The sequence below is a fragment of the Roseobacter cerasinus genome, from assembly GCF_009811755.1.
In the GTDB taxonomy this organism is placed as follows: domain Bacteria; phylum Pseudomonadota; class Alphaproteobacteria; order Rhodobacterales; family Rhodobacteraceae; genus Roseobacter; species Roseobacter cerasinus.
Genome location: NZ_BLIV01000003.1, coordinates 1 through 24,594, shown reverse-complemented (window position 1 = coordinate 24,594; position 24,594 = coordinate 1). Strand labels below are relative to the sequence as shown.

Sequence of the window (24,594 nt, the reverse complement as noted above, 5' to 3'; positions counted from 1 at the left end):
GGTTATGTCATATCTGGTCAAACTGGTCATGGGGCTGATTGGCACCGCCCTGCTGGTCACCTTTGTAGGGGGGCTGTCACACAGTATCTCCACCGGGTTCGCGGGCTTCTGGGGCGGCTTCCCCTTCATGGTGATCGCCATTCTGGTCTGTGGCATGGCGATCTATGATTATTGGGATGAGTGCGTGCGGAAGAAGTGACGCAAGCCGTTCGCATCGCAGCTCCCTGCCCCGTCTAAAGCCGGGCAGCGCCCGACCATCAGCCAGGGAGGGCGCTTCTCGCCCACCCTAGGCTCGCGCGCCGCCCTCTAACGTCAGGTTTGTCCCTCCGAGGTTTCGGCGAAAAGCCCACCATACTCCAGACGCAGCACGTTCTTTTGCACCTTGCCCATGGTGTTGCGCGGCAGCTCGGGCAACATGATCAGTTTGCGCGGATGTTTGAACCGCGCAAGCTCCGCGCCCACTGCCACCTCAATCGCCGACAGATCAGGCGCCTGCCCGTTCTCCGCAACCAGAAACCCCACCACCGTCTCACCAAAATCCGGGTGCGGCACGCCGACAACAGCACTTTCCAGCACACCGGGCTGCTCATCCAGCACGCTCTCGATCTCCTTGGGGTAGATGTTGTAGCCGCCCGAAATGATCAGATCCTTGTTGCGCCCGACAATCTGCACATAGCCCTGATCGTCGATCAGCCCTAGATCGCCGGTGATGAAGAACCCGTCGGCGCGCAGCTCCTCCCGGGTCTTTTCCGGCATCTGCCAGTAGCCTTTGAACACATTTGGGCCGCGTACTTCGATCTGGCCGATCTCGCCATCGGCCAGCGCCTTGCCCGTTGCCGGATCAGTCACCTTCAGCTCAACCCCCGGTAGCGGCAAGCCCACCGTGCCTGCTCGGCGCACGCCATCATAGGGGTTGGAGGTATTCATATTCGTCTCGGTCATGCCGTAGCGTTCGAGAATACGGTGGTCCGTGCGCTCTTCGAACTGCACATGCGTGTCCGCCAGTAAAGGCGCGCTGCCCGACACGAAAAGCCGCATGTGACGTACAAGCTCTTTGGTGAAGTGCGCATCGCCCAGCAGGCGGGTATAGAACGTCGGCACCCCCATCATCGTGGTCGCATGCGGCAGCTGTGCAATCACAGCATCAAGGTCAAACTTCGGCAGAAAGATCATAGACCCGCCCGAGAGCAGAATCGTATTTGTGGCAACAAACAGCCCATGGGTGTGGAAGATCGGCAGCGCGTGCAGCAGCACGTCCCGCTCGGTAAAGCGCCAGTAGTCGACCAGTGTTTCGGCGTTCGACAGTAGGTTGGTCTGGGTCAGCATCGCGCCCTTCGAACGCCCCGTGGTGCCGGAGGTGTAGAGGAAAGCCGCCAGATCATCCGCGCTACGCGCCACAGTCTCGAAACTGTCGGGTTGCGTAGCGGCAAGGTCAGACAGAGTCCCACCGCCATGTGCGTCCAAGGTTTGCAACTGCGCACCCGACGCTGATGCGATCGGGCGCAGGCGCTCTGCGGCGTCAGGATCGCACACAACCAGCCGCGCACCACTGTTTTCAATGAAATACGCCAGTTCCGCCGCCGTGTAGCCGGTGTTGAGCGGCAAAAAGACCACCCCCGCCTGCACCGCCGCCGCATAAACCGCAAGGGCCTGCGGGGATTTCTCAACCTGGAGCGCCAGCCGGTCGCCGGGCGTCAGGCCCAGCTGCGAAAAGGCATTGGCATATCGCGCGGCCATGGCGAGGTAGTCAGCATGAGTGAGCGTGCTGCCGTCCGGCAGATGCAGAAACGGCGTAGTCTGCCCGGCGTGGCGGCCAAAAAGCTGATCAAAGAGAGGGTTCGCCATCGCGCTGTCCTTGGTCTTGTCCGGTCGTGATCATCTCCGCAAGGCTGCGCACATCCGGAGAGGCCGCGATCTGGTAGCCACCGGCATAGCCTTCGTGGTTTTGCGCGATCTGGGCGCGGTCGTAAAGATAGTTCACCATAACCCCGCCGGATTGTGCCAACCCGTTGGGGGAGACATCCGCACCCGCGTGCAGATCGTGCACCAGCGCACCATTGCCGAGGTGGAACCGCGCCACCGGATCACGCGGGCTGCTATTGGTGCGCTTGGCCTGCAGAAGATAATGGGCCGCGCATTGGCGTTGGTGTTCGGGATCATCGCCCATGGTCAGCCCCGCCTCCTGCACCCAGCGCATCAGGCCGGGAATGGGTGAAAGCGTCACGAAGATCTCCAAACCCGGCAAATCGCGGGAGAGATCGGCCACCACCTGCTTGATCAGCGAGTTGCCGAAGGAGATGCCCGCGAGCCCTGCTTGACAGTTCGAAATGGAATAGAACACGGCTGTATCCGCATCCTCTGCCGCCAGCGCCTCGCGGCTGTCCGACAGCAGATCCTGCACCGAGCCGGGGATGCCGCGCGTCAGGGCCACTTCGACGAAAATCAACGGTTCATGCGGCATCGCCGGGTGGAAATAGGCGAAGCAGCGCCGGTCGGTCGGCTGAACCCGGCGGCGCAAGTCGTCCCAACTGTCGATGGTGTGCACTGCCTCATAGGCGATGATCTTCTCTAGCACCTCCGCCGGGCTTTCCCAGTTGATCGGCAGCAGCACCAGAAAGCCCCGGTTGAACCAGGAGGACAGCAGATGCTGCAAGTCCTGATCCACTGGGCCGAGCTCCGGGTGCGCGGGCAAGGTTTCCAGCAGGTCGCGGCGCATCTGGACCAGTTGCGCGGTCGCGCCCGGCACCTGGTTGAGACGCCGCGCAAGCTCCTGCCGTTTCGGCTCCGCCGCGGCGGCGAAGGCGCGGTAAGTCTGGCTCGACGGGTCCGCCTCGAAGGCTGCCAGAGCCTCCCGCACGGCGTCGGGCACCAGGCCCATGTCCTCTGCGAGCAGGGCAAAGAACTCCAGCCGCTCGCCTTCATTCATGCGCGTGTAGCGATCAAGGATGTGCCGCGCGGTGGCCGCCCCTGACACTTCACCCGAGCGGCCCAGCAGATCGGCGCAAAGCTCCGGCAGGCTGCGCTGTTCCAGATCCGGCTCTAACGCACTGCGATAACGCCGCTCGAAAACAGTGGAGAGGAGATCACCGAAAAAGCTCAAAACGACGGGCCCATCACAGCATCGGGCAGCCAGGTGGCAAGGCCCGGAAAGAGGCAGAGCAGGATGATCGCGATCACCATACAGGCGACGAAGGGTAGCGAGCCTTTGAGAATGGTTTTCAGCGAGATGTCGGGCGCGATGCCGTTGATCACATAGAGGTTTAAGCCGACGGGCGGCGAGATCAGGCCAATCTCCATATTGATCGTCAGCACCACGGCAAACCAGATCGGGTCAAACCCGGCGGTGGTGATGATCGGCAGCAGGATGGGCGCCGCCATCAGGATCACCGCGACGGGCGGCAGAAAGAACCCCGCGATCAACAGGAAGACATTCACCGTGCCCATCAGCACCCAGCGGTTCACGTCCAGCGTGCCAATCCATTCCGCGATGGATTGCGTGATGAACAGACTGGAGAGCATGTAGGAAAAGACACCGGCAGCAGCGATGATGAAGAGGATCATCACGCTTTCCTTGGTGCTGTCGCGCAGCACATGCCAGAGCGCCTTGGGGCTCCACAGCTTGTAGATCAACATGGCGATGATCAGGCAGAGCAGCGCGCCCACGGCAGCGGTCTCGGACGGTGTGGCGATGCCACCGTACATCGCATAGAGCACGCCGATGATGATACCGATGAAGGGCAAGACGCGCGGCAGGATTTCCAGCCGTTGCCGCCATGTGTAGCTGCCCGCAGTCAGCAGCCTAGCGCTGCCGGTCTTCCAGGTGGAGTAAAGCGACCAGGCCATGAAGAGGCCAACGAGCATCAGCCCTGGGATCACGCCCGCGAGAAACAAGCGGCCAATCGAGGTCTCGGTCGCGATGCCATAGACGATCATTGTCACGGACGGCGGGATCAGGATGCCCAGCGTGCCGCCGGCGGCTATGGAGCCTGCGGCCACACCATCGGGGTAGCCGCGCTTGCGCATCTCGGGGATGCCCATCTTGCCAATGGCGGCACAGGTCGCAGGACTGGAGCCGGACATGGCGGCAAAGAGCGCGCAGGCCCCGAGGTTGGAGATCACGAGGCCGCCGGGCACCCGGGTGAGCCAGCGTTCCAGCGCCTCATAGAGGTCGGCGCCCGCCCGCGTCGACGCAATCGAGGCGCCCATGATGATGAACATCGGGATCGAGAGCAGCGCGAAATTGTCGAGCTTGCCGAAGAGGATTTCCGGCATCAGCTCCAGGCTGCGCATGCCGTCGAATATCATCAGGAACCCGGCGGAGACAATCAGCAGACCGACGGCGACAGAGACGCCGGAGAACAGAACAATGACCGTCGAAACAGCAACCAGCGCGCCAAGAACCAGCGGATCCATCAGTCGTCTCCCAGCCCGAAAGGTGTTTCCGTGCGGGTGAGCACGCCGACGAGATCGGCGATCAGTTGCAGAAGCAGCAACCCAAAACCCACCGGCAGCGCCAGATACGGGATCCACAGCCGGACCCCCCAGACCGTGTCGGATTTCCATCCGCGCTCCCAGGCGAAATGCCAGTACTCATAGCCGTACCAGAGCATCACGCCGATGATCGCAATGGACAGCGACAGGGTGAGAATGGCCAGCCCCCGCCGTGCGGCCATCGGCAATGCCAGCGGGATCAGATCCACATTCACATGCCCACGCAGCCGCTGCACGTAAGGCAGGCCCACGAGCGTCGCGCCGATGACCAGATAGATCACCATCTCGGTTTGCCAGACAGTCGAGCCGTTCAGCACAAAGCGCACAAAGATCATCTGGCAGGTAATCGCCACGGCGAGCACGATCATGCCCGCCGAACACCACCCGGCGACGGTTGAAAGGGCTGCAACAAGGCGCAGGAACGGATGATTGCCGACCTCATCAGGTGCGGCAGGGGTCTGGCCAGCCATGTGGATGTCTCATTAAGGAAGTGGGTCGGGCGGCGCGCCAGCACCGCCCGGCGAGGATCAGTCGACCGACAGCGCCATGTCGAGCAGCTTCTGTCCGTCCGGGACCTCTTCGACAAAGGCCTTGAACGAGGTCTCTTGCGCAACCGCCTGCCAAGCGGCGAAGTCTTCCGCTGTCATCTGCGCGATCTCCACGCCTGCGTCTTGGAATACCTTCACTGAGGCCGCATCCTGCTTCTTAGCCTCTTCGAGGTAGAATGCCTCGGCCTTCTCGGAGGCCTCCAGTAACGCCGTTTGCTGCGCTTCGTTCAGGCCTTCGAAGGTGGATTTGTTCATCAGCACCGGCTGGTACATGAACCACAGCGCTACGTCGGAGGCCGGGGTATAGCAGCTGACCTGCTCATAAATCCGGTAAGAGACAAAGGAAGACGAAGAGGTATTCGCTGCCGTCAGCACGCCCGTCTGCATCGCGTTGTAGATCTCGGACGACGCCATCGACGCAATCGAGGCCCCTGCCCCGGCCAGCATTTGCTCAAACGCCTTGCCTGCGGCGCGGGTCTGCTGGCCCACCACATCCTCGGGCTTGGTGATGCATTTGTCCTTGCCGACGAAACCACCCGCCAGATAGCCGTGCACAAGCACCATGACGTCATCATCGGCCATCTTGGCCTCCAACGCTTGCATGAACGGGCTTTCGCTGAGGCGCGCAGCATGGTCGTGGTTTTTCACCAGCCCCGGCATTAGGGTGAGGTTGTAAGCCGGTTGCTGACCGCCCGCATAGCTCAGCGGCAGCACGGTCATGTCAAGTTGCCCGCGGCTCAGCGGCTTATACTGCTCACGCGGTTTGAACAGCGATTTCGAGCCGAAAATCTTGATCTCCAGATCGACATCAGCGGCGGCAACCTCGTCGGCAATGATCTGCGCCACCTGATGGCGCACGTCCTTGTTGGACCACTGATGCGACAGGCGCAGCTCGGTCGCGTGACTTGCGGCAGCGCCCATGGACAAAGCAGCGGCAAGCGCTGCGGACAGCAATGTTGGTTTCATGTTTTCCTCCCAGATGGCCAAATTTTCTCCCGGCCGATGCCTCAGAATTGAGCGTCACGCATTCAAAGTCAACTTTTTTGTATACAATAATGTGATTGTCGCACACGCCGCTTTGCGGTTACGGTGGCGCTATGGAGATACGTCACGCAGATCGGATCGCGGATGCGCTGGAGGAGCTGGTCTTCACCGGCCAGTTCAATGATGGCGACCGGCTGGATGAGATCCGGCTGGCGAAGCAGTTCGGTGTGTCTCGCACGCCCATTCGCGAGGCGTTGCAGCGGCTTGTGGCCTCAGGCATCGCCGAGCAGATCCCCCGGCGCGGTGTCTTTGTGCGCCAGCCCGGGCCAGTCGAGCTGATGGAGATGTTTGAAACCATGGCCGAGATCGAGGCGGTCTGCGGCAGGCTCGCCGCGCGGCGGATCAGTGATGAAGCGCTGCGCGAGTTGGAAGAGGCCAACGCGCTTTGCCGCGAGGCCGTGACCGCCCATGACACCGATGCCTACTACCGTGAAAACGAGCGGTTTCACCACACGATCTATGCGCAGTCGGGCAATAGCTATCTGGCGGGGCAAGCGCTGCGTCTGCACCGGCGACTAAAACCTTTCCGGCGGTTGCAATTGCGGCTGCGCGGGCGACTGGCCCAGTCCATGGCCGAGCACGAAGAGATCGTTGATGCCCTGAAAGCCGGTGACGACCAGCGCGCCGCCTCAGCGCTGCGCGATCACGTGGGCATTCAGGGCGAGAAGTTCCGCCATCTGATCACGGAGCTACGCACGGCGGCGCAATAGCCGGTCAGTCGAGGCGGACGGCCTCGCCACTGCCCTGCTCTGCCGCAGAGAACCCAGCTTCTTTCAACGCGAAGTTAGCTCCAACAGCGATCACGGCCATAGCGGCAAAGGCCAGCATGATCTCTTTCATGACGTGCCCGCCTTGGATTGTTGCTCTTCGACCTCAGCAGTCCAGATGCTGTGGTGCTCCCGCGCCCACTGCAGCTCAACCTCGCCATCCCCCATAGCCGCGTAAGCGCCCTCCATGCCGACCGAGCCGATATAGATATGTGCTATGATGATCGCCATCAGCAAAAAGCTGACAATCGCGTGCCAAAGCTGCGCATATTGCATCTCTTCATGCGGGGCGAGCGCGGTATTCAACTCCCCCAGCCCCACGGCTTGCGGCAGCCCCAGCGCGTTCAGCTTCTCGAAGGTGGGGGCGAACATCGGCAGCTCAAAGGGGAAGAGCAGCGACAGGCCCGAGGCGGAAATCGACGCGCCCAGCACAATAACGGACCAGAAGATCAGCTTTTGCCCAGCGTTGAATTTCTTGGCAGGCGGGTGTCCCCCGCCGAAGATGCCGCCGCCTTTCAGGATCCAGTTGATGTCCGTCCTGTCGGGCAGATTGTGCACGACCCAGAAGACAAAGACCAACACGAGCGCCAGCATAAAGGCCCAGGAGACGTTGTTGTGCACCCATTTTGAAGCCACGGCGATGGTCGCAAATGCCTCGTGCCCAAAGGCCGGGATCAGCAGTTTGCGACCCGCCAGCGTGATCAGCCCCGTGATCCCCAGCAGAATGAAGGACCCCGCCAGCAGCCAATGGGCAAACCGCTCCGCCGCTTTGAAACGCTGTATGGTCCGGCCCGTCTTCTCTCCATCAATGCGGATACGACCTCGGATCAGGTAGAACAGCACCAGCAAACCAATCATGCCGCCCAACAGCCAGCTGCCGTAGGTCAAGAGCGGCCCCTCGCGGAACAGCAACCAACGCATGCCGCCGTCCTGGATCAGCACATCCGCTGCCGGGCCCCGCGCCTGCGTCGTGATGGCGGCGGTGTTGTAGCGGTAGGCGCGCCAGAGGTCCGGATCAGACGCCCCGCCCAGTGTCCCCAACTGCTCGGTTGTCGCCGCAGCAGCCTCGGGATTGCCCGTCAGGCCACTGCGAAAGCTGTCGTCGATCTTGAGACCTTCCTGTCGCTTGAGAATATCCTCAAGCGTTTGCGCACCCCCTGTGGCACTGCGATCGACCGGCGTGGCCTCCTGCGCGTGAAGAGGAGCCGACAAGATCAGGGTGACAACCAGCAAACACAGAACTCGAAGCATGGGTTTCTCCCATTCAGTCAAGACAGTCGGGGCGACCCAACAGGGCCACCCCATCAGAGTTCACAACCTTAAGGCGAAGGTCAACCGCCTTTCTGGTCGTAGGCTGTCCCCCACCCCCAGGCGCCGGAGCCAAAGCCCCGCGCCACAACGCGCTCGCGGTAGATGCTGGAGACAACATCGCCGTCGCCCGCCAGTAGGGCCTTGGTGGCACACATCTCGGCGCAGATCGGCAGCTTGCCTTCCGCGATCCGGTTGCGACCATATTTGGCGAACTCGGCAGTGGAGTTGTTCTCTTCTGGGCCACCGGCGCAGAAGGTACATTTGTCCATCTTGCCACGGGACCCGAAGTTGCCCGCCTGCGGGAACTGCGGCGCACCGAAGGGGCAGGCATAGAAGCAGTAGCCACAGCCGATGCAGAGGTCCTTGGAGTGCAGGACAACGCCTTCTTCGTTCTGGTAGAAGCAATCCACCGGACAAACCGCCATGCAGGGCGCGTCCGAACAATGCATGCAGGCGACGGAGATAGACCTCTCCCCCGGCTTGCCGTCATTGATCGTCACGACCTTGCGGCGGTTGATGCCCCACGGCACTTCGTGCTCGTTCTTACAGGCGGTGACGCAGGCGTTGCATTCGATGCAGCGTTCGGCGTCGACGAGAAATTTTGCTCTAGCGGCCATTGTTCATGTCCTCCCTTACGCTGCCCAGATCTTGCAGAGCGTTGATTTCGTCTCCTGCATCTGGGTCACACTGTCATAGCCATAGGTCTGCGCGGTGTTCGTCGCCTCACCCAGCACATAGGGGTCAGCGCCCTCGGGGTATTTGTCCCTCAGATCGCGCCCCTCCATATGCCCCCCGAAGTGGAAGGGCATGAAGGCCACACCGGCCTCGACCCGCTCGGTGACCATGGCCATGACCTTGACCTTGCCGCCCTCGGGGCCTTCGACCCAGACCTGTTCGCCGTCACGCAAGCCAAGGTTGTTGGCGTCACGCGGGTTCACCTCGACAAACATGTCCTGCTGCAGTTCCGCCAGCCAGGGGTTGGAACGGGATTCGTCGCCCCCACCCTCGTATTCGACCAGACGCCCGGAGGTCAGGATGATCGGATACTCAGCCGAGAAGTCCTTGTCCTGGATCGACTTATACATGGTCGGCAGGCGCCAGAACTTCTTGTCCTCGTAGGTTGGATAGTCGGCCACGAGGTCGCGCCGATTGGTGTAGAGCGGTTCGCGGTGCACCGGCACCGGATCGGGGAAGGTCCAGACCACAGCACGGGCCTTGGCGTTGCCGAAGGGCGCACAGCCGTGCTTTATCGCCACCCGCTGGATGCCGCCCGAGAGGTCGGTCTTCCAGTTGGTCTTAGGGCCAGCCACGGCGTCGATGGACGCGCGTTCCTCTGCCGTCAGATCCCCATCCCAACCGAGATCCATGAGCATCTGCATGGTGAACTCAGGGTATCCGTCCTGAATCTCCGCCCCGGGGTTCGAGACGCCCTCGGCCAGCAGATTGTCACCATCCCGCTCAACGCCAAAGCGCGCGCGGAAGGCAAGCCCGCCTTCGGCCACCGGCAGAGACATGTCATAGAGATTCGCCGTACCCGGATGGTTCATCTCCGCTGTACCCCAGCTTGGCCATGGCAGACCGTAGAAATCCCCATCCGCCGGGCCACCCACAGCCCGCAGGGTCGTGCGGTCAAAGGTGTGCTGGTTCGCCATGTGCATCTTGAGCCGCTCCGGCGACTGGCCGGTATAGCCAATGGTCCACATGCCCTTGTTGAACTCGCGGGTGATGTCTTCGACCACCGGCTCTTCGCCATCCATCTCGATGTTGCGGAAGAGCTTGTCGTGGAAACCCAGTTTCTTCGCAAACATGGAGATGATCGTGTGGTCGGGCAGTGATTCAAAGAGCGGGTCGACCACCTTGTCGCGCCATTGCAACGAGCGGTTGGACGCGGTGCAGGAGCCGCGCGTCTCGAACTGCGTGCAGGCGGGCAGCAGATATACACCATCCGTCCGGTCCTGCATGACGGCAGAGACGGTCGGATAGGGATCGACCACCACCATCATGTCCAGCTTCTCCATCGCCGTCTTCATCTCTTTCTGACGGGTCTGCGAGTTGGGCGCGTGGCCCCAGAGCATCATGATACGGGTGTTGTCAGGCTGGTCGATGTTGTCCTTTTCTTCCAGAACCCCGTCGATCCAGCGCGACACAGGAATGCCGGTCTCGTTCATCATCAGCCGGTCGGCACCATCCTTGCCCGCACCTTCCATGACCGAGAAGCGGGATTTGAGCCAATCAAGATCCTCTTCCCAAACCCGCGCCCAATGCGCCCAAGATCCGGGGGCGAGGCCATAGTAGCCGGGCAGCGTGTTCGCCAGAACGCCAAGGTCCGTGGCACCCTGCACGTTGTCGTGGCCGCGGAAGATGTTGGTGCCGCCACCTGCAGTGCCCATGTTGCCAAGCGCAAGCTGCAGCACACAATACGCACGCGTATTGTTATTGCCATTGGTGTGCTGCGTGCCGCCCATGCACCAGATCACAGTGCCGGGGCGGTTGTTCACCAGCGTGCGCGCCACACGGCGCAACTGGCTGCCCGGCGCGCCGGTCACGCGTTCGACTTCTTCGGGCGTCCACTTGGCCACCTCTTCCTTGATCTGATCCATCCCCCAGACACGGGTGCGGATGAACTCTTTGTCCTCCCACCCGTTCTCGAAGATGTGGTAGAGAATGCCCCAGACCAGCGCCACATCCGTCCCCGGACGGAAGCGCACGTATTCATCCGCATGCGCCGCCGTGCGCGTAAAGCGCGGATCGCAAACAATCAGTGGCGCGTTGTTCTGCTCCTTGGCTTTCAGCATGTGCAGCAACGAAACGGGGTGCGCCTCTGCCGGGTTGCCGCCGATGAGGAACATGGCCTTGGAATTGTGCATGTCGTTGTAGCTGTTGGTCATGGCGCCGTAGCCCCATGTGTTCGCCACACCCGCCACAGTGGTGGAGTGGCAAATCCGCGCCTGGTGGTCGACGTTGTTGGTGCCCCAATAGGCCGCGAACTTACGGAACAGATAGGCCTGTTCGTTGTTGTGCTTGGCCGAGCCCAGCAGATAGATCGAATCCGGCCCGCTTTCCTCGCGCACCTTCATCATACCGTCGCCAATCTCTTCGATGGCCTGCTCCCAGGAGATGCGCTTCCACTCTCCACCCTCTTTCTTCATCGGGTACTTGAGGCGGCGCTCGCCATGCGCGTGCTCACGCACCGCCGCCCCCTTGGCGCAATGCGCCCCGAGGTTGAAGGGGCTGTCCCAGCCTGGCTCCTGCCCGGTCCAGACCCCGTTGGACACCTCGGCAACTACGGTGCAGCCAACCGAGCAGTGGGTGCAGACCGATTTAATCGTCTCCACAGCCCCTGCGGCGGCTGTCTGCGCCGAGGCTTGCGTGACCGTACCGCCGGTCGCCGAGATCGCAGCCAAGCCGCCGATGGCCAAGCCGGACCCGCGCAAGAACGCGCGACGATCCACCGATTTTGTTGCCACGTCCGACAGGATGCTCGACCGTCCTGCGCGTTGCGTGACCGAATTGGTCTTTTTCCTTAGCATGTTTCCCTCCCTTGCTGCCCCGTGAAGGTGGCTGGGTGTTAGCGAATGGTTTCAAGACCCGCGAGGCGGGCCCCGCCAGATCAGAAGCGCGCGCTGTCGAAGTAGGCGCGGGTGTGGGCCGTGTCCTGCATCTTGTCGGACGCGGGATCGACCTCGGCGGCCTCCGCCTGCTGCCCACCTGCGGCCACAGCAACCGCCGCTGCCGGGGCCGCTGTACCCGCCAGCTTCAGAAAGCTCCGGCGACTTGTCTGGTCTTGCGCATCTTTGCTCATCAGTTTTCCTCCATTTCGTCTCTCTCCGGGCGGCGTCCCGCCCCTCCTGGCAGATCAGCCTGCCGTCATTCTGAATGCTTCTTTCTCGATCTCCATGAAGGCGCGCCCGACGGCGCCCACCCCTGCGTAGAAAACCGAGGTCTTTGCGCCTTCAAGGTCCGTGTAGAAATGCACAGCCCAAGGGGCGATATGGTTGTTGAAGAACATGCGCTGCTGCTCCAGCCCCGCAGGCCCGCCAAAGCGACCCACGATCATGCCGCCCATCATCTCCATCAGCGCGGCCATGCTGTCTTCAGGCTCGAACGCGTTCTCGGCGCGCGTGATCTGCTGCGCCGCCATATCCTTGCGCAGCTTTGCCAGCGGCTTTTCGTTCAGAAAGCCGGTCAGGTAGTAGCTGGCGTAGGGCAGCAATTCGCCCCGACCCAGGCCAATGAACAGCGCGTTGAACTCACGTTCAACTGCCTTCGGCGAGGTCGATTTCGCAACCCGGGCCAGACCATTGATCGCCCGCCCAAGCTGACCCTCATCGCCCTGCAGGCCCGCCGTCTGGTCAAGCAGCATCTGATCCGCCGGCCGCGCCAGCAAAAGGCCAAGATAGTTGTAGAGATCCGCGCGCAAACGGTCTTCGTCCGTTACAGCTGGTGTCTGAGCCACTGCCGTCATGCGCCTGCCTCCTCGAAGCGGAACTGCATCCGACGGGGCGCAGGTGCGATGGTATCGGGTGCCTCCGCCTCGGCCACCTCAACAGGGGCAGTCTCCACCACCTCTTCCGGGGTCTCTTCGACCGTGGGCGTCTCAGCTTCAGGCGCCTCCGCGATGTCACTTTGATCTGATGCAGCCAGTTCCTCCTGCCGCGCCATTTCCTTGATATGAGACAACATGCCCTTGCCCACCTGATAGGCTGTCTTCACAGGCCCACCGGCCAGCATGGCCGCGCGATAATCATCGTCGTATTCGTTCAGCCCATCCACACAGGCGAGCACCGGGTTGCTGCGCCAGAGCGTGCGCAGCGCGCGGTTGCGCAGATGGGTCGGGACCTCCTTGGCCATGAAGGCGGCAAAGTCGTCGCCTGCCCGCATCGCCTCCGGATCCGGCAATCCCATGTCGCGCAGGATGGTGTCGTCATCTTTCTCGGCAAGCTCTGCCTGTGCGGCGGCCAGGCGTACCTCTTCCTCGCGGCGGGCCTCACTGTCGGCTTCGGCCTGCACTGCGGCGCGGCGGCGACCCCAGAATGTGGTGGTGTCTGTCATTCCGCCTCCTCCCGCACCCACGCCGTGGGCGCGCGATAGACATCCGTGGTCTGCGCGATGCGTGCGTCGCCGATCCCGGTTTGCACCTGATCCGTATTCTGCCGGTCGCGCCGCCGCTTCACAAAAGGCTCTTCTTCATGGTGACGGTCAACAAAGCCCGCAACCCAGCGCAGCACTGACGGGGGCATGGGCACCCGTTCGACAAGCTCCTCGCCGCTGTCGGAATAGTCCTGCGCCTCGTAAGGCGAGGCCGTGACAGTCAGAACCTCAATCGGCATATCGCCATCGCCCGTGTCCTGCACGTCGCGCAGTATCACATAGACAGATGGCACCTCCGCTTGAAGCTCGTGCGCGTAAGCTTCCGTATCGGACACATAGAGCCACAAATCATGGGTGGAGGCGTGATACTCGGCCGTATCCGCATCTTCGCGCAAAAGCTTCCAGGAGGCATCACCAGCACCGGGCAGCACCGCGGTCGCGCGCCAGATCGACGTCGCCCAGGCGGTCACGCCTGCCGACCTGCGCATCACGACTCCGAGCCTCGCAGACTCCGACTCTGGATAGACGACTCCCAAAACTACTCCTTAGGTGCGCACTGTTTGTGACAGCAGCTTAGCAAAACATCCTCATTATCCTAGAAAAATCTGCACGCATCTGTACACAATTGGTCGTAGACGCGCCGCCATCTTTGGGTTGCATCCCGGCAAGGGTCTGAATTTATAAGGCTTTGACGATCCTGCATTTTCAGTGACGGGCCTATTAGTCCGGACGGCCCGGTATTGACGTCTGCGGGTTGGTTTGCGGATGTCGATTCCGGTTTACCCCATCCGCATTTCCTGCCTTTCTATCCACCGGCACCGACTTAGGTGTTGAGGAGGACGGCCCACCGCCATCAGGGGGAGAGATGACAAAAAAACTGCTGCTGTGCGACTGCCTGGGCAGCCAGCCCATCGACGGTGATGCGATCTCGGCCACAACGGGGCTGACCTGCGCCAAGATCATGACCCATGCCTGCGGCGCCGAGGTGGCGCAGACCGCCGAGCGTCTGGCCGAGGGCGACGTCATGGTCGCCTGCCAGCAGGAAGCCGCCCTGTTTCGCGATCTTGCGGAGGAAATTAACGCGGCCCAGCCCCGGTTCGTGGACCTGCGCGACCGCGCGGGCTGGAGTGATGAAAGCGCGGAGGCTGCACCCAAGATGGCGGCCCTTGCGGCGGAGGCGTTGCTTGATGCTCCGCCGGAACGGACCATCGACATCATGTCCTCCGGTGCCTGCCTGATCATCGGCAAAGGTGAGGTTGCCCTGCAAGCAGCGCAGGATCTTGCGGGTATCCTGGCGGTGACGGTCCTGCTGCCCGCCCCGGATGAGGTGACGCCCGGCGGCGGGTTCGACGTTGTCGCCGGTGCGCTCGCCCGTGTGACCGGCAGCCTGGGCCAGTTCGACCTGCGAATCGATGGCTTTCAACATATCATCGCGGGCGGGCGCGGCGCCGCCCGTTGGACCGAGCCCAAGAACGGTGCGCTCAGCCAATGTGATGTGATCCTCGATCTGAGCGGCGGCAGACCCCTCTTCCCCGCGCCGGAGAAACGCGATGGTTATCTGCGGGCTGATCCGGGCAGCCAGAGCGCAGTGGCCAACGCAGTGCTGCAGGCCTCGCAGATGATCGGAACGTTCGAAAAACCGCTTTATGTCCGGCTGGAGGAGCCGCTCTGCGCGCATTCGCGTGCCGAACAGGCCGCCTGTTCCAAATGCCTCGACGCCTGCCCGACGGGCGCGATCACCTCGGCGGGCGAACATGTGGCCATAGATCCGCTGATCTGCGCGGGCTGCGGCGCCTGTGCCGCGCTCTGCCCCTCAGCGGCGATCACCTACGACGCGCCCCCTGTGGCCAGCCTCTTTGCGCGCATGAATACGCTGGCCAACACCTTCCGCAAGGCGGGCGGCACTGACCCGCGCCTGCTCGTGCACGACGATCATGGAGCGGAGATGATCTCGCTCGCCGCCCGCTACGGGCGCGGGCTGCCAAGCGATGTGATCCCGCTGTCGGTCTCGGCCCTGGCAGGCGTCGGCCATGCCGAAATGCTCGCCGCGCTGGCGAGCGGCTTTGCCCGGGTCTCCGTGCTTCTGGCGCCGCGCAGCGACCGGGATGTGCTGCGGCAAGAGGCCGATCTGGCCAATGCCATTGCGGGCCAGCCAAGCGTTGATCTGCTGGATTTGTCGGACCCTGACGCGCTGAGTGACGCGCTTTATGATCAGACCCCCGCCACCAGCCTGACGGAACCGATCCTGCCGCTGGGCACCCGGCGTCAGGTGACCCGGCTCGCCGCGAAAGCCCTGCAACCAGACGCAGAGGTTCTCCCACTGCCCGAGGCCGCGCCCTACGGCGCGGTGCTGCTGGATCAGGAGGCCTGCACGCTGTGCCTGTCTTGTGTCTCGCTCTGCCCCGCGGGTGCGCTCGGCGACAATCCGGACAAACCGCAACTTCGCTTTCAGGAAGACGCCTGCCTGCAATGCGGCCTCTGTGCCACGATCTGCCCGGAAACGGCTATCACGCTGGAACCGCAACTGAACCTCTCCGATACCGCCCTCGCCCAGCGGGTGTTGCACGAAGAAGAACCCTTTGCTTGTGTCGAGTGTGGCAGCCTCTTCGGCTCCAAATCAACCGTCGAGCGGATCATGGAGAAGCTCGCGGGCAAGCATTCCATGTTCTCGAATCCGCAAGCCGCGCGCATGATCCAGATGTGCGACAACTGCCGCATCCAGGCGCAGTATCACTCCGAGAACAACCCGTTTGCGGGGGGCGAGCGCCCGCCCGTCCGCACATCAGCGGACTATCTGAGCAAGCGCAAGGATCACTGAAGGTGCAGCGGCGCGCCCAGATCCGCCGGGGGGATCCCGGAGACATAGGCGAGGATCGCCTCCAGATCCGCCTGCGTCATCTCCAAGGGGACGATGGGCGGCGGCAGGGTTGGATCGAAGGGGTCGGTGACATCGGCGATCTGCGTAAAGCTCGGGTGCGGATTGCGCAGATGGAAGGTGGCAAAGCGGTCATCCCAATCGCCCAGAGCCCGCAACACGGCGAAAGACGGCGTGGCGCCCATGCCATCCATGCGGTTGGTCTCATTGACCACATGACACCGCCCGCAGAGCGCCAGCGACAGCCGCTCACCCGCAATGCGATCACCGTCATACTCCAAGGCCACAGGCGCAACGGCGCGCGCCTTCACCGCCACAAACACGCTGCCATCCGGGGCTTTGAAGCTCTCGATTGTCTTGCGCCCAATTTCAGAGCGCAGCCACTCGGCAAACCGCTGTGCGCGCGGGTCATCCTGATGAACAAGACCCCAGCTTTGCCCCAGACCGCCGAAGACAACTGGTGCGTCGGTGGTCAGACGCATCTCAGCCGCCTCCGCCTCACCGACCCGGGTGATGCGGACGCCAGTTTTCAAGGCAAACCGCGGCACAAGATACCCGGCAAACCCCGCGCTCTCCAGAACCTCGGGCACGGCAAGGCGCAGCGCCTCTTCCGCCCGGACCGGCAGCGCCAGCCAGATCGCAAGCACGACTGTCAGCACGTGACGCATCTATATAGCCTCCCCCTTCGGCAAGTAGGGCAACCTAGGGCGGCCCGATCAGACCAGTCAAGTTTCTCTCAGACATCAACATCCAAAGGAGCCGGATCATGAGTGACGATTTCAACATGTCCATGCGCAAATTCCTCAAACAGGTCGGCGTGACCTCGCAACAGGCCATCGAAGACGCGATGCGCCAGGCGGGCGACACCGGCGGCAAGAGCTTCACCGCCAAGGTTGTGCTGACTGTCGACGGGCTTGAGCTTGAGCATGAGGTCACCGGCCAGATCACGGGCCGCGACGAGGACGCCGCCTAAATGACACTGTCCAGAGACAGCGTGCTGGCCGCGCTGAAAACCGTGAGCGATCCGGTCTCCGGCTCCGATCTTGTATCCGCCGGTCTGATCAAGGCTTTGACGGTCAGCGACACAGGCGATGTGCGCTTCGTGATCGAGGTCTCGCCCTCGCAGGCCGGACAATACGCCGACGTACAGTCCAGCGCAGAGGCTGTGGTCAAGACGCTGGCGGATGTGGGCACGGTGTCGGTGATGATGACAGCGCACAGCACGCCCGCCGCGCCGCCGGACCTCAAGCCGCAACGCGCAGCCCCCTCCGGGCCGCAGAAAGTCCCCGGAATCGACCGCATTCTGGCCATTGCATCAGGTAAGGGCGGCGTGGGCAAATCCACCATCTCCTCCAATCTCGCCTGCGCCCTGGCGGCGGAGGGGCGGCGTGTGGGTCTACTGGACGCGGATGTCTACGGGCCGTCGCAGCCGCGTATGCTGGGGGTCTCCGGCCGGCCCGCCTCACCGGATGGCAAGACCATCCTGCCGATGCGCAATTTTGGCGTCACGATGATGTCCATCGGGCTGATGACCAACGACGACCAGGCAACCGTCTGGCGCGGTCCGATGTTGATGGGGGCGCTGCAACAGATGATGAATCAGGTGCAATGGGGCGCATTGGACGTCCTGATCGTCGACCTGCCGCCGGGCACCGGCGACGTTCAGATGACCCTCACGCAAAAGTTTCAGGTCGACGGTGCCGTGGTGGTCTCCACCCCGCAGGATGTGGCGCTGCTGGATGCACGCAAGGGCATCGACATGTTCAACCAGCTGGGCACGCCGATCCTTGGCATGATCGAGAATATGTCAACACACATCTGCTCCAACTGCGGGCATGAGGAGCATGTGTTCGGCCATGGCGGCGTGGCGAAGGAGGCCGAGAAGCTGGCTGTGCCACTGCTGGCGGAAATCCCGCTGCATCTGGACATCCGCATGGCAGCAGACGGCGGTGCGCCGATCGTCGTCTCCAAACCCGACAGCGCGCAGGCACAGGCGTTCCGCAGCGTGGCCCGGGCGCTGGTGGCTGACGGCAAGGCATGAGGGCGGCCGAGCTCCCTCCCCTCTTCTCCGCGCTGGCAACTGCTGGGGCCGACCCATTCGCGGCGGCCTGTGGCGAGGCGCAAAAGGGCTGCGACGCGGGGCTTGTGACCTATGACATCACGCCCGAGCATTTGCGCGCGGCGGTAGTTTTTGCCCCGGAAGTGCCGCTGGAACAGGCGGTGATCATGCTGCCGCTTTGCGGGGTTGGGTTCCAGAACGCCTTTGGCGCCATCGCACCGCCTGAAGTCTCCTTGCAACTGCAATGGGCCGGTGAGTTGCGTCTGAACGGGGCCCGCTGCGGCGTGCTTGAAGTCGCAGCCGCCCAGCAGGACCCCGGCACCGTACCCGACTGGATGGTCGTGGGCCTGACCCTGTCGCTCTGGTCCGGCGAAGAAGAGACGGGGGCGACGCCCGATATCACGGCGCTCTCGGCGGAGGGCTGCGGTGAGGTGGAGCCGGTTGACCTACTGGAAGCCTGGATGCGGCACACACTGGTGTGGATCAACCGCTGGGACGAGGACGGGGTGAAACCGCTGCATACCGAATGGACCGGTCTTGCCCATGGTATCGGTGATCCGATCTCTGTGGACGGCGCCACGGGCACCTTCCGGGGTATCGACGAGGACTTCGGTTTGCTCTTGCAGCAGAGTGGTGGAGCGCAGATCATACCGCTAACCCGGCTACTCAAGGACACCGCATGAAACTTGCCCGCGCCATCCATTTCGACGACAGCGACACCCGTGTCTTCCACAGCCCCGCGCGTACGGGCGAGTGGTGCATCTCGGGCGGGTTCGAGTTCTCCAACTGGTCGGAAGGCGATCTGGTCGGCAAGGCCAAACAGGCCTTCACCAATGGCTGGATGGGGCTGGAGACCTTCGGGCGCGCAAGCTTTGTGGCTGTAACGCAGATCGAGGAAAACGAGCGCGCAGCGCTGGCTCAAGGGTTGGCGCAGCATTTCGTCGACATCTACGGCGCACCTTCACTTGAGGCTGCCCATGGTGTTGCCGAAGAGGAGATCGCCCAGATGGTGGCACTCTGCGAGGATCAAGACTTCAACACGCTGCTCACCGTCACCCGAGAGCTGACCGACGCGGGTGTGAAGGAAAGTTACCGCGTGATCGAACCGCAAGAGGCCGGACTCGAACAGTTCGCCGTGCACGGCTCATTGGATGGGGAACCGCACCAGCATTGAGCTGAGGCGCAGGTGGCCACATTGGGTCCAGACGACCACTTCCGGTTGCGCGTTGCGGGGAAAGACATAAGGCATGGTCTGGCAGAGCGCCAAGTGTCAAGCGAAAGAGAACCGGGAGACTTGTACTTGTCAAAGTTGGTTGTTTTTTTGTGTCACACATGCTGTCGGCGGCTCCTGCATCTACTGCGCAGAAAAACACTGGCTTGACCTCAGCTGAATGTAACTTCGTGCAAGAATACAATGAGCACTACGACGACCACGCCCCTCGTATCCTGGTCGGGCATATGGCACACATCCGAGCTTTGCGAGGACGACAAAAGTATCCTTACGACTTCTGCTGAACGTGAGGTTGCGATTATCGGCGCAAGTCGATCCGTCGTGCAGATGTCGAGAGCAACTTTAAGGATATCCTGCAAGCATTACAACCCGGCCAAAACCTCTCCGAAATTTTGAGGGCGCTGCTCAAACAGGCTTGGGACTGACCTGCCGCTTTAAGAAAGCTGCCAATTTTCGGTCGCTGGATTTATCCAAGGCCTTCTGGATGGCGCGGAATTCAGGCAGACCACCCTTGCCTGCGACAGGGCCTCGCGTAGAGCAGCCCTTGATCAGTTCATCGAACAAACTGCGAAAGACGCTGGATAAGATCATAGGTAGCAACAACTCAGCTGTCATCACGGCCTTTGCAAAGCGCATCAAAGAGCTAGAAGCGCAGAAGGCGATTCTGGCAAACCCCTGGAATCTATGCCAAAATGGGTCATTCTCCATGAAGAGACTGGTGGTGAAACTGGCTTTTGGTGGGTCACTCGCATACGATCAGAAAAGCGGTTTTCGAACTGCGCAGCCGCCTGTAATATTTGAGCTTTTGGAGAGCTTTACATCAAAATGTGAACTGGCGCCCCCGGAAGGACAAACATCGAACTCGATTTCGTATCAGTTTAATGATTCTTCCGACCCCGCAAATCCCTCTTTTGACGACATTTTTGAAGAGCTTGAACGCTGGCATGATGTGCTTGAGCCGCATGCTGACGAGTTGCGAGGGCCGCGACCATGAGTGGGGTGCGTTCTGAATTCAACGGATCGGCTGGTGCTGTCGGCAATGACGACGGTACTCGTAAGAGACGCCGTGCACCGTTGTCGTTGCGACTATCTGCGGAGGAACGGGCGCAGCTAGAGCATCAGGCCGGTGGCATGGCGCTTGGGTCGTACATCAAGTCCGTGGTTTTCGCCGATGGAGTTCCCATACATCGGAGGCGGCGGAAACCACCTGTTGCGGAGCAACAGCTTCTCGCCGAAGTCCTAGCGCGTTTGGGAGAAACACGCACGGCCAGCAATCTCAACCAGATCGCAAAGCATCTCAATCAAGGCACGCTGGTCGTTGATGATGAACTGGCAGCCGATCTGCACCGCGCTGTCGCGGAAGTCGCGTGGATGCGGGCCACACTGATCAAAGCTCTGCGCGGGGATGGGTTATGATCATCGTCGCCTCCCAACGGTCGGGCGCAAAAGCACTGGCGGATCATCTTATGAATGACCGTGACAATGATCATGTCACCCTGCCGCAGATTGATGGCTTTATGGCCGATGATCTTCACGGGGCATTGGATGAAGCTTATGCCATCTCCACCGCCACGCAGTGTAAGCAATTCATGTTCTCAGTCAGTCTCAATCCCCCCGAAGAGGCCTTTGTCGAAGAGCAAGAGTTTCATGACGCCGCTGATCGAGTGGCGGATGCGATGGGCCTGTCCAACCAACCGCGCGCCATTGTCATTCACGAGAAGAACGGGCGGCGGCATGCACATGTTGTGTGGTCCCGCATTGACGCCGAGACCATGACGGCAATCAACCTTCCGCACTTCAAGCTGAAACTCAGAGACCTATCCCGCGAGATGTTCCTGGATCATGGCTGGGACTTGCCCCAAGGCCTGAAGACCTATGGCCAGAAAAACCCGTTGAACTTCACCCTGGCCGAATGGCAGCAAGCGCAGCGGATTGGTATTGATCCCAGAGAGATGAAACAGCTCTTTCAAGACGCCTGGGCGCAATCGGATGATCTGAAATCCCTCAAGCATGCTTTGTCAGACAAAGGCCTGTATTTGGCCCAGGGGCATCGGCGCGGTGTTGTTGCCCTCGATATCAATGGCAATATCTACGCTCTGGCGCGTTGGACGGGCATCAAAACCAAAGAGATCAAAGCCCGTCTTGGCACCACACCCGACTTACAGCCCGCCGCCGATGTCGGTGCATGGCTGCAATCGCGCAAAACGGATCAGGTCAAAAACTACATCTCGCAAGTCAAAGACCAGCATCGCAAAGACATGCTGCCCTTTGTCAATGAACGTGCCCAGATGGTGATGGCGCAACGGAAAGAACGCGATGATCTCAAAGCTAAGCAGCACCAACGCTGGGTCGAAGAAACCAGAGCCCGACAGGATCGGTTGAACAAAGGTCTACGCGGTATCTTTGACCGTCTGACCGGCACGCACAGCGCCGCCATCAAACGCAATGAACGCGAAGCACTTACCTGCCTCCACCGCGATCAGGAACAGCGCGACCGTCTGATCCTGACGCAAATGACAGAGCGCAAAGAGATTCAAACCCGCGCCAGTACCATCCGGGATAGGCACAAGATCGAACGGCAGCACCTCGCCAAAACCATCGCAACCTACCTCAAACGACCCAAAGCCGAATATCTCTGGCCTCGGTCAAACAGCCAGATAGCGCAATCGCCCGCCTGGATTGAGCTTTGATCGGTGAGGTTAGTACCTTTCCGGTGAAAGCAGTTCGCCCAGGTAATAGGTCCGTTGGTTTCACATTAGGTGGGTGGTGTCGCTGGTCGTTCGCCAAGTGCCCAAACGGAAATGCAGTGAAGTGGCGCATTTGGCGGCCCGCATGTCTCTAGGCGTCGCCGCAAGGTGCGCGCGGCCTCTAGAGTGTCGATGAGGCCGTAGACCGTCCGTTGAACATCGCGCACATCAAATTCCAGACTAGGCCCGTCATGGGCGAAGAGTGCGGATTCGAGAACGCCATCTGTGATGTCGTATCCCATCAGCACCGCCTCCATCTCCAAGGTCTCTGAACTGACACCGTTTTGCGCAAGACCGGCCAAGGCGAGGTCTTGTTGCAGGTGCACAGATGGATCCTGGTCAAGGCCGAGAGCGACGACGTTGCTCACGACCGGAAGTGGACGCATGTGGCCAACCATATCGCGCACATCGTCCCAGACATTGAAAGCGTCCCAATAGGGTGCTTCGCCAGGTCCAATTGTGACGCGATCTGCCGAAGCCTGTTCCGGATATACGAAAACGCTTGGCCATACATGTTGATCGGCGGATGCGCCAAATGGTTCGTCCGGCCAGATAGAGTAGTCAGGGGGCCATGCCGCTCTTATTTGCGCGGCTTTGGGCAGATCGATACGTAGGTCGATGGCGATAGGACGATCTGGGATATGCGAGAGACTAGGCATGGGTTATGGGAAGAAGAGATCAGTAGGGGCGTCACCGCCCTGCGGGATGCAGATAACATCGTTAGGACTTTTGGGTCTATTCCATCTACAAATGCAGGTGCGCGGGTCTTGGTTTTGTACCAGGATGTGCACGTGGTCTCCCGGACAAGGATGGTGGGGTTTAGATGGCGGTACCCGATCTAGACGCTTAAACATCCGCGTGCCAGCGGGCGGGTGACACGGTGGGCAGTTGTTATTGCATGTCTCGCATGCTCGGGTGTCGGTCGTGGGTGGAGCCTCGTCGTCGTCACGCGACATTTCGTTGATGGCATAACCTGTTGCAGCAGCGGTACCAGCAACGCCTAAGGTGACGGCTGTCCATTTCGCGGCGGCTCCAATTGCGGCCCAAGCGGGTGGTGTAAAGAGAAGAGCGACTGCCGGCACTATGCTGCCCCGCTTTGGATTTGCATGGCTGCTTCACGGCGAATGGCTGAAATGACGATCTCATATTCTCCGCGTGCATGATCCATGGCCGCTTTGATCGGATCAGCTTCGAGGAAGGCACCATCGCTTCGTGCACTGGCAATCATGATAAAATCAACATTTTCAGGCCGCTCAATACTGTGTTGAATGATCCAATTGACGATATCGTTCTCAAGTTCCGCGCTTCGCTTCTGCGACAATCCCTCTCGAGTTGCACGATGTTGCCATAGCGCTTGTAACGACCCAACACGCGCCGCCTCTATCTGAGCATTGGAAAACCGGAGCATGATCAGCAGCTAACAGCCGCCCCTTTGCAAAGCAACGTAAGAGCAAGGGCTTGTAGGGTGATGAACCAATTTAGGCGGGTCTTTGCCCAAGCCGCCAAAGCCAGCCATCTGCGATTTCCACCCGTAATCACCCTCTGAACACCCGCGCGGGTTGTGGGTGGGATGGGCGATGACACGAGCACGTTGAACTCAATCAGAGGAGATGTGCTTGTGAGACGTGATGTGATGAATGGGCGGGATGGGTCCCGCTGGATGTGGGGTGCCGGGATTGGTGCGGTTGCAGTGGTCGTGATGACAGCGGGCAGTGCAGCGGCGCAGGGGTTGTTCGACTTCAACCCATATCACTACGACTCCAACGGCCAGTATCAGGCCTGGATGTCCGCCTCGCGCGTGACGCTGATGGTTGGCGCAACCGGCGTTGGCTTTGCTATTGGTTGGCTGTTTTCCCCAGCGGGGAAAGAACTGCGGGCTGTGTTGATGGCTCTTGCCTTGATCGGCTTTGCCTATCCCCGGGAGAGGCAGTTCCAAGCCACGTGTGAGTTCGGCTATCTGATCGGGTCGCGGCCGAATTGCGCCCAGACTCATGCCCGTGCCACTCCTCGCATGAAATCCGGATGAGACCAGACTATGCGTTGGGCCAACAAACGAGCCTGGGTTTCACTCCAATAGCGGCGCTGCGACAGCCGCCCGATGAGCACACGCTCGACTTCGTCGAAGAGCATGATTTCCGTTGCCGCAGCTTCGTCTGCGGCGCTTAGAAGGCCTTCCCAGTCGCTTGGCGTTGTGACATCGGAATCGCGGCCTACTCTCCGCAACTCCAAGCCACACCAAGGTGAAGCACTTGAATGATCGAGAGATCGAATACTGATTTCAGTGCCCAGTCGCTTGAACCACGTGACCTGCTCCCCTGAAATGTCCTCGAATTTTGGTTAGCCTGTTCTCCAACTGAGGAGACAGACGATGAAGAGAAGCCGTTTCAGCGAAGAACAGATCATTGGCATTCTGAAAGAGCACCAGGCTGG

Annotated in this window: 28 protein-coding genes; 11 read left to right on the top strand and 17 right to left on the bottom strand. The window is 61.1% G+C overall.

Going from position 1 to position 24,594, the window contains the following annotated elements; translation table 11 throughout:
• Nucleotides 1–4: 4 nt before the first annotated feature.
• Nucleotides 5–199 carry a hypothetical protein gene (locus tag So717_RS07690; protein ID WP_159975724.1) on the top strand — a complete coding sequence of 65 codons (195 nt, stop codon included), beginning with the start codon at nt 5–7 and terminating at the stop codon, nt 197–199.
• Nucleotides 200–312: 113 nt separating this feature from the next.
• Here So717_RS07690 and So717_RS07685 read toward each other — a convergent pair whose 3' ends face one another.
• From So717_RS07685 to dctP, 5 genes are read right to left on the bottom strand one after another with little or no spacing between them, the layout of a single operon-like run.
• Nucleotides 313–1,845: a malonate--CoA ligase gene (locus tag So717_RS07685; protein ID WP_159975722.1), complete on the bottom strand. Its 1,533-nt coding sequence runs from the start codon at nt 1,843–1,845 to the stop codon at nt 313–315.
• On the bottom strand, nt 1,826–3,100 hold the full coding sequence (locus So717_RS07680; RefSeq protein ID WP_159975720.1) for a malonyl-CoA decarboxylase: 1,275 nt from the start codon (nt 3,098–3,100) through the stop codon (nt 1,826–1,828). The genes So717_RS07685 and So717_RS07680 overlap by 20 nt, the downstream gene beginning before the upstream one ends.
• On the bottom strand, nt 3,097–4,413 hold the full coding sequence (locus So717_RS07675; protein ID WP_159975718.1) for a TRAP transporter large permease: 1,317 nt from the start codon (nt 4,411–4,413) through the stop codon (nt 3,097–3,099). The genes So717_RS07680 and So717_RS07675 overlap by 4 nt, the downstream gene beginning before the upstream one ends.
• Entirely contained in the window at nt 4,413–4,961 is a 549-nt protein-coding gene (locus So717_RS07670; protein WP_159975716.1) for a TRAP transporter small permease, read from the bottom strand. Before So717_RS07670 ends, So717_RS07675 begins: the two co-directional genes overlap by 1 nt.
• Nucleotides 4,962–5,018: 57 nt before the next feature.
• Nucleotides 5,019–6,005, bottom strand: coding sequence for a TRAP transporter substrate-binding protein DctP (gene dctP, locus So717_RS07665; protein ID WP_159975714.1), 987 nt, complete (start codon nt 6,003–6,005; stop codon nt 5,019–5,021).
• Between the two features lie 131 nt (nt 6,006–6,136).
• On the opposite strand from dctP, the gene So717_RS07660 reads away from it, so the two are divergent.
• Nucleotides 6,137–6,793: a GntR family transcriptional regulator gene (locus So717_RS07660; protein WP_159975712.1), complete on the top strand. Its 657-nt coding sequence runs from the start codon at nt 6,137–6,139 to the stop codon at nt 6,791–6,793.
• A gap of 4 nt (nt 6,794–6,797) precedes the next feature.
• Here So717_RS07660 and So717_RS22500 read toward each other — a convergent pair whose 3' ends face one another.
• The 8 genes from So717_RS22500 to So717_RS07625 form a co-directional block, all read right to left on the bottom strand.
• The gene (locus tag So717_RS22500; protein ID WP_275113664.1) at nt 6,798–6,923 is read right to left on the bottom strand and encodes a hypothetical protein; all 126 of its coding nucleotides are present in this window, start codon (nt 6,921–6,923) and stop codon (nt 6,798–6,800) included.
• The gene (locus So717_RS07655) at nt 6,920–8,101 is read right to left on the bottom strand and encodes a formate dehydrogenase subunit gamma (RefSeq protein WP_159975710.1); all 1,182 of its coding nucleotides are present in this window, start codon (nt 8,099–8,101) and stop codon (nt 6,920–6,922) included. The genes So717_RS22500 and So717_RS07655 overlap by 4 nt, the downstream gene beginning before the upstream one ends.
• 80 nt (nt 8,102–8,181) lie before the next feature.
• Nucleotides 8,182–8,778, bottom strand: a complete 597-nt coding sequence (gene fdh3B / locus So717_RS07650; RefSeq protein WP_159975708.1) for a formate dehydrogenase FDH3 subunit beta — start codon at nt 8,776–8,778, stop codon at nt 8,182–8,184.
• Between the two features lie 15 nt (nt 8,779–8,793).
• On the bottom strand, nt 8,794–11,691 hold the full coding sequence (locus So717_RS07645; protein ID WP_159975706.1) for a formate dehydrogenase subunit alpha: 2,898 nt from the start codon (nt 11,689–11,691) through the stop codon (nt 8,794–8,796).
• Between the two features lie 80 nt (nt 11,692–11,771).
• The gene (locus So717_RS07640) at nt 11,772–11,963 is read right to left on the bottom strand and encodes a twin-arginine translocation signal domain-containing protein (protein ID WP_159975704.1); all 192 of its coding nucleotides are present in this window, start codon (nt 11,961–11,963) and stop codon (nt 11,772–11,774) included.
• A 54-nt stretch (nt 11,964–12,017) separates the two neighbouring features.
• Nucleotides 12,018–12,626 (bottom strand): TorD/DmsD family molecular chaperone, encoded by a 609-nt coding sequence (locus So717_RS07635; protein ID WP_159975702.1) that lies wholly within the window; start codon nt 12,624–12,626, stop codon nt 12,018–12,020.
• Nucleotides 12,623–13,213, bottom strand: a complete 591-nt coding sequence (locus tag So717_RS07630) for a DUF3306 domain-containing protein (RefSeq protein ID WP_159975700.1) — start codon at nt 13,211–13,213, stop codon at nt 12,623–12,625. The genes So717_RS07635 and So717_RS07630 overlap by 4 nt, the downstream gene beginning before the upstream one ends.
• Nucleotides 13,210–13,740 carry a DUF3305 domain-containing protein gene (locus tag So717_RS07625; RefSeq protein WP_159975698.1) on the bottom strand — a complete coding sequence of 177 codons (531 nt, stop codon included), beginning with the start codon at nt 13,738–13,740 and terminating at the stop codon, nt 13,210–13,212. The genes So717_RS07630 and So717_RS07625 overlap by 4 nt, the downstream gene beginning before the upstream one ends.
• Nucleotides 13,741–14,117: 377 nt before the next feature.
• On the opposite strand from So717_RS07625, the gene So717_RS07620 reads away from it, so the two are divergent.
• Nucleotides 14,118–16,070 carry a 4Fe-4S binding protein gene (locus So717_RS07620; protein ID WP_159975696.1) on the top strand — a complete coding sequence of 651 codons (1,953 nt, stop codon included), beginning with the start codon at nt 14,118–14,120 and terminating at the stop codon, nt 16,068–16,070.
• Here the strand turns inward: So717_RS07620 and So717_RS07615 are convergent.
• Nucleotides 16,064–16,795, bottom strand: coding sequence for a cytochrome c (locus So717_RS07615; RefSeq protein WP_159975694.1), 732 nt, complete (start codon nt 16,793–16,795; stop codon nt 16,064–16,066). The two genes, So717_RS07620 and So717_RS07615, sit on opposite strands and share 7 nt — an antisense overlap.
• Nucleotides 16,796–16,893: 98 nt before the next feature.
• On the opposite strand from So717_RS07615, the gene So717_RS07610 reads away from it, so the two are divergent.
• Genes So717_RS07610 through So717_RS07595 form a run of 4 tightly spaced genes read left to right on the top strand, consistent with a single transcriptional unit; the run spans nt 16,894 to nt 19,360 of the window.
• Nucleotides 16,894–17,100: a DUF6494 family protein gene (locus So717_RS07610; RefSeq protein WP_159975692.1), complete on the top strand. Its 207-nt coding sequence runs from the start codon at nt 16,894–16,896 to the stop codon at nt 17,098–17,100.
• Nucleotides 17,101–18,168 carry an Mrp/NBP35 family ATP-binding protein gene (locus So717_RS07605; RefSeq protein WP_159975690.1) on the top strand — a complete coding sequence of 356 codons (1,068 nt, stop codon included), beginning with the start codon at nt 17,101–17,103 and terminating at the stop codon, nt 18,166–18,168. It begins immediately after the preceding gene.
• Entirely contained in the window at nt 18,165–18,869 is a 705-nt protein-coding gene (locus So717_RS07600) for a biotin/lipoate--protein ligase family protein (RefSeq protein WP_159975688.1), read from the top strand. The genes So717_RS07605 and So717_RS07600 overlap by 4 nt, the downstream gene beginning before the upstream one ends.
• Nucleotides 18,866–19,360, top strand: a complete 495-nt coding sequence (locus tag So717_RS07595; protein WP_159975686.1) for a DUF6505 family protein — start codon at nt 18,866–18,868, stop codon at nt 19,358–19,360. Before So717_RS07600 ends, So717_RS07595 begins: the two co-directional genes overlap by 4 nt.
• A 462-nt stretch (nt 19,361–19,822) precedes the next feature.
• Here the strand turns inward: So717_RS07595 and So717_RS07590 are convergent, their stop codons facing one another.
• Nucleotides 19,823–20,053 carry a hypothetical protein gene (locus So717_RS07590; RefSeq protein WP_159975684.1) on the bottom strand — a complete coding sequence of 77 codons (231 nt, stop codon included), beginning with the start codon at nt 20,051–20,053 and terminating at the stop codon, nt 19,823–19,825.
• 70 nt (nt 20,054–20,123) lie between these two features.
• Between So717_RS07590 and So717_RS07585 the strand changes: the two genes are divergently transcribed.
• The 3 genes from So717_RS07585 to So717_RS07575 are packed head-to-tail and all read left to right on the top strand — an operon-like array spanning nt 20,124 to nt 22,107.
• Nucleotides 20,124–20,411, top strand: a complete 288-nt coding sequence (locus tag So717_RS07585) for a hypothetical protein (protein ID WP_159975682.1) — start codon at nt 20,124–20,126, stop codon at nt 20,409–20,411.
• Complete coding sequence (locus So717_RS07580; RefSeq protein ID WP_238840744.1) at nt 20,408–20,833, top strand: hypothetical protein; 426 nt, start codon at nt 20,408–20,410, stop codon at nt 20,831–20,833. The genes So717_RS07585 and So717_RS07580 overlap by 4 nt, the downstream gene beginning before the upstream one ends.
• A complete protein-coding gene (locus So717_RS07575; protein ID WP_238840741.1) occupies nt 20,830–22,107 on the top strand; it encodes a relaxase/mobilization nuclease domain-containing protein in 1,278 nt (425 codons plus the stop codon). Before So717_RS07580 ends, So717_RS07575 begins: the two co-directional genes overlap by 4 nt.
• 65 nt (nt 22,108–22,172) lie before the next feature.
• Here So717_RS07575 and So717_RS07570 read toward each other — a convergent pair whose 3' ends face one another.
• A complete protein-coding gene (locus So717_RS07570) occupies nt 22,173–22,550 on the bottom strand; it encodes a hypothetical protein (RefSeq protein WP_238840739.1) in 378 nt (125 codons plus the stop codon).
• A gap of 695 nt (nt 22,551–23,245) precedes the next feature.
• Nucleotides 23,246–23,572, bottom strand: coding sequence for a hypothetical protein (locus So717_RS07565; protein WP_159975678.1), 327 nt, complete (start codon nt 23,570–23,572; stop codon nt 23,246–23,248).
• A gap of 210 nt (nt 23,573–23,782) precedes the next feature.
• On the opposite strand from So717_RS07565, the gene So717_RS07560 reads away from it, so the two are divergent.
• A complete protein-coding gene (locus tag So717_RS07560) occupies nt 23,783–24,190 on the top strand; it encodes a hypothetical protein (RefSeq protein WP_159975676.1) in 408 nt (135 codons plus the stop codon).
• Nucleotides 24,191–24,594: the final 404 nt, after the last annotated feature.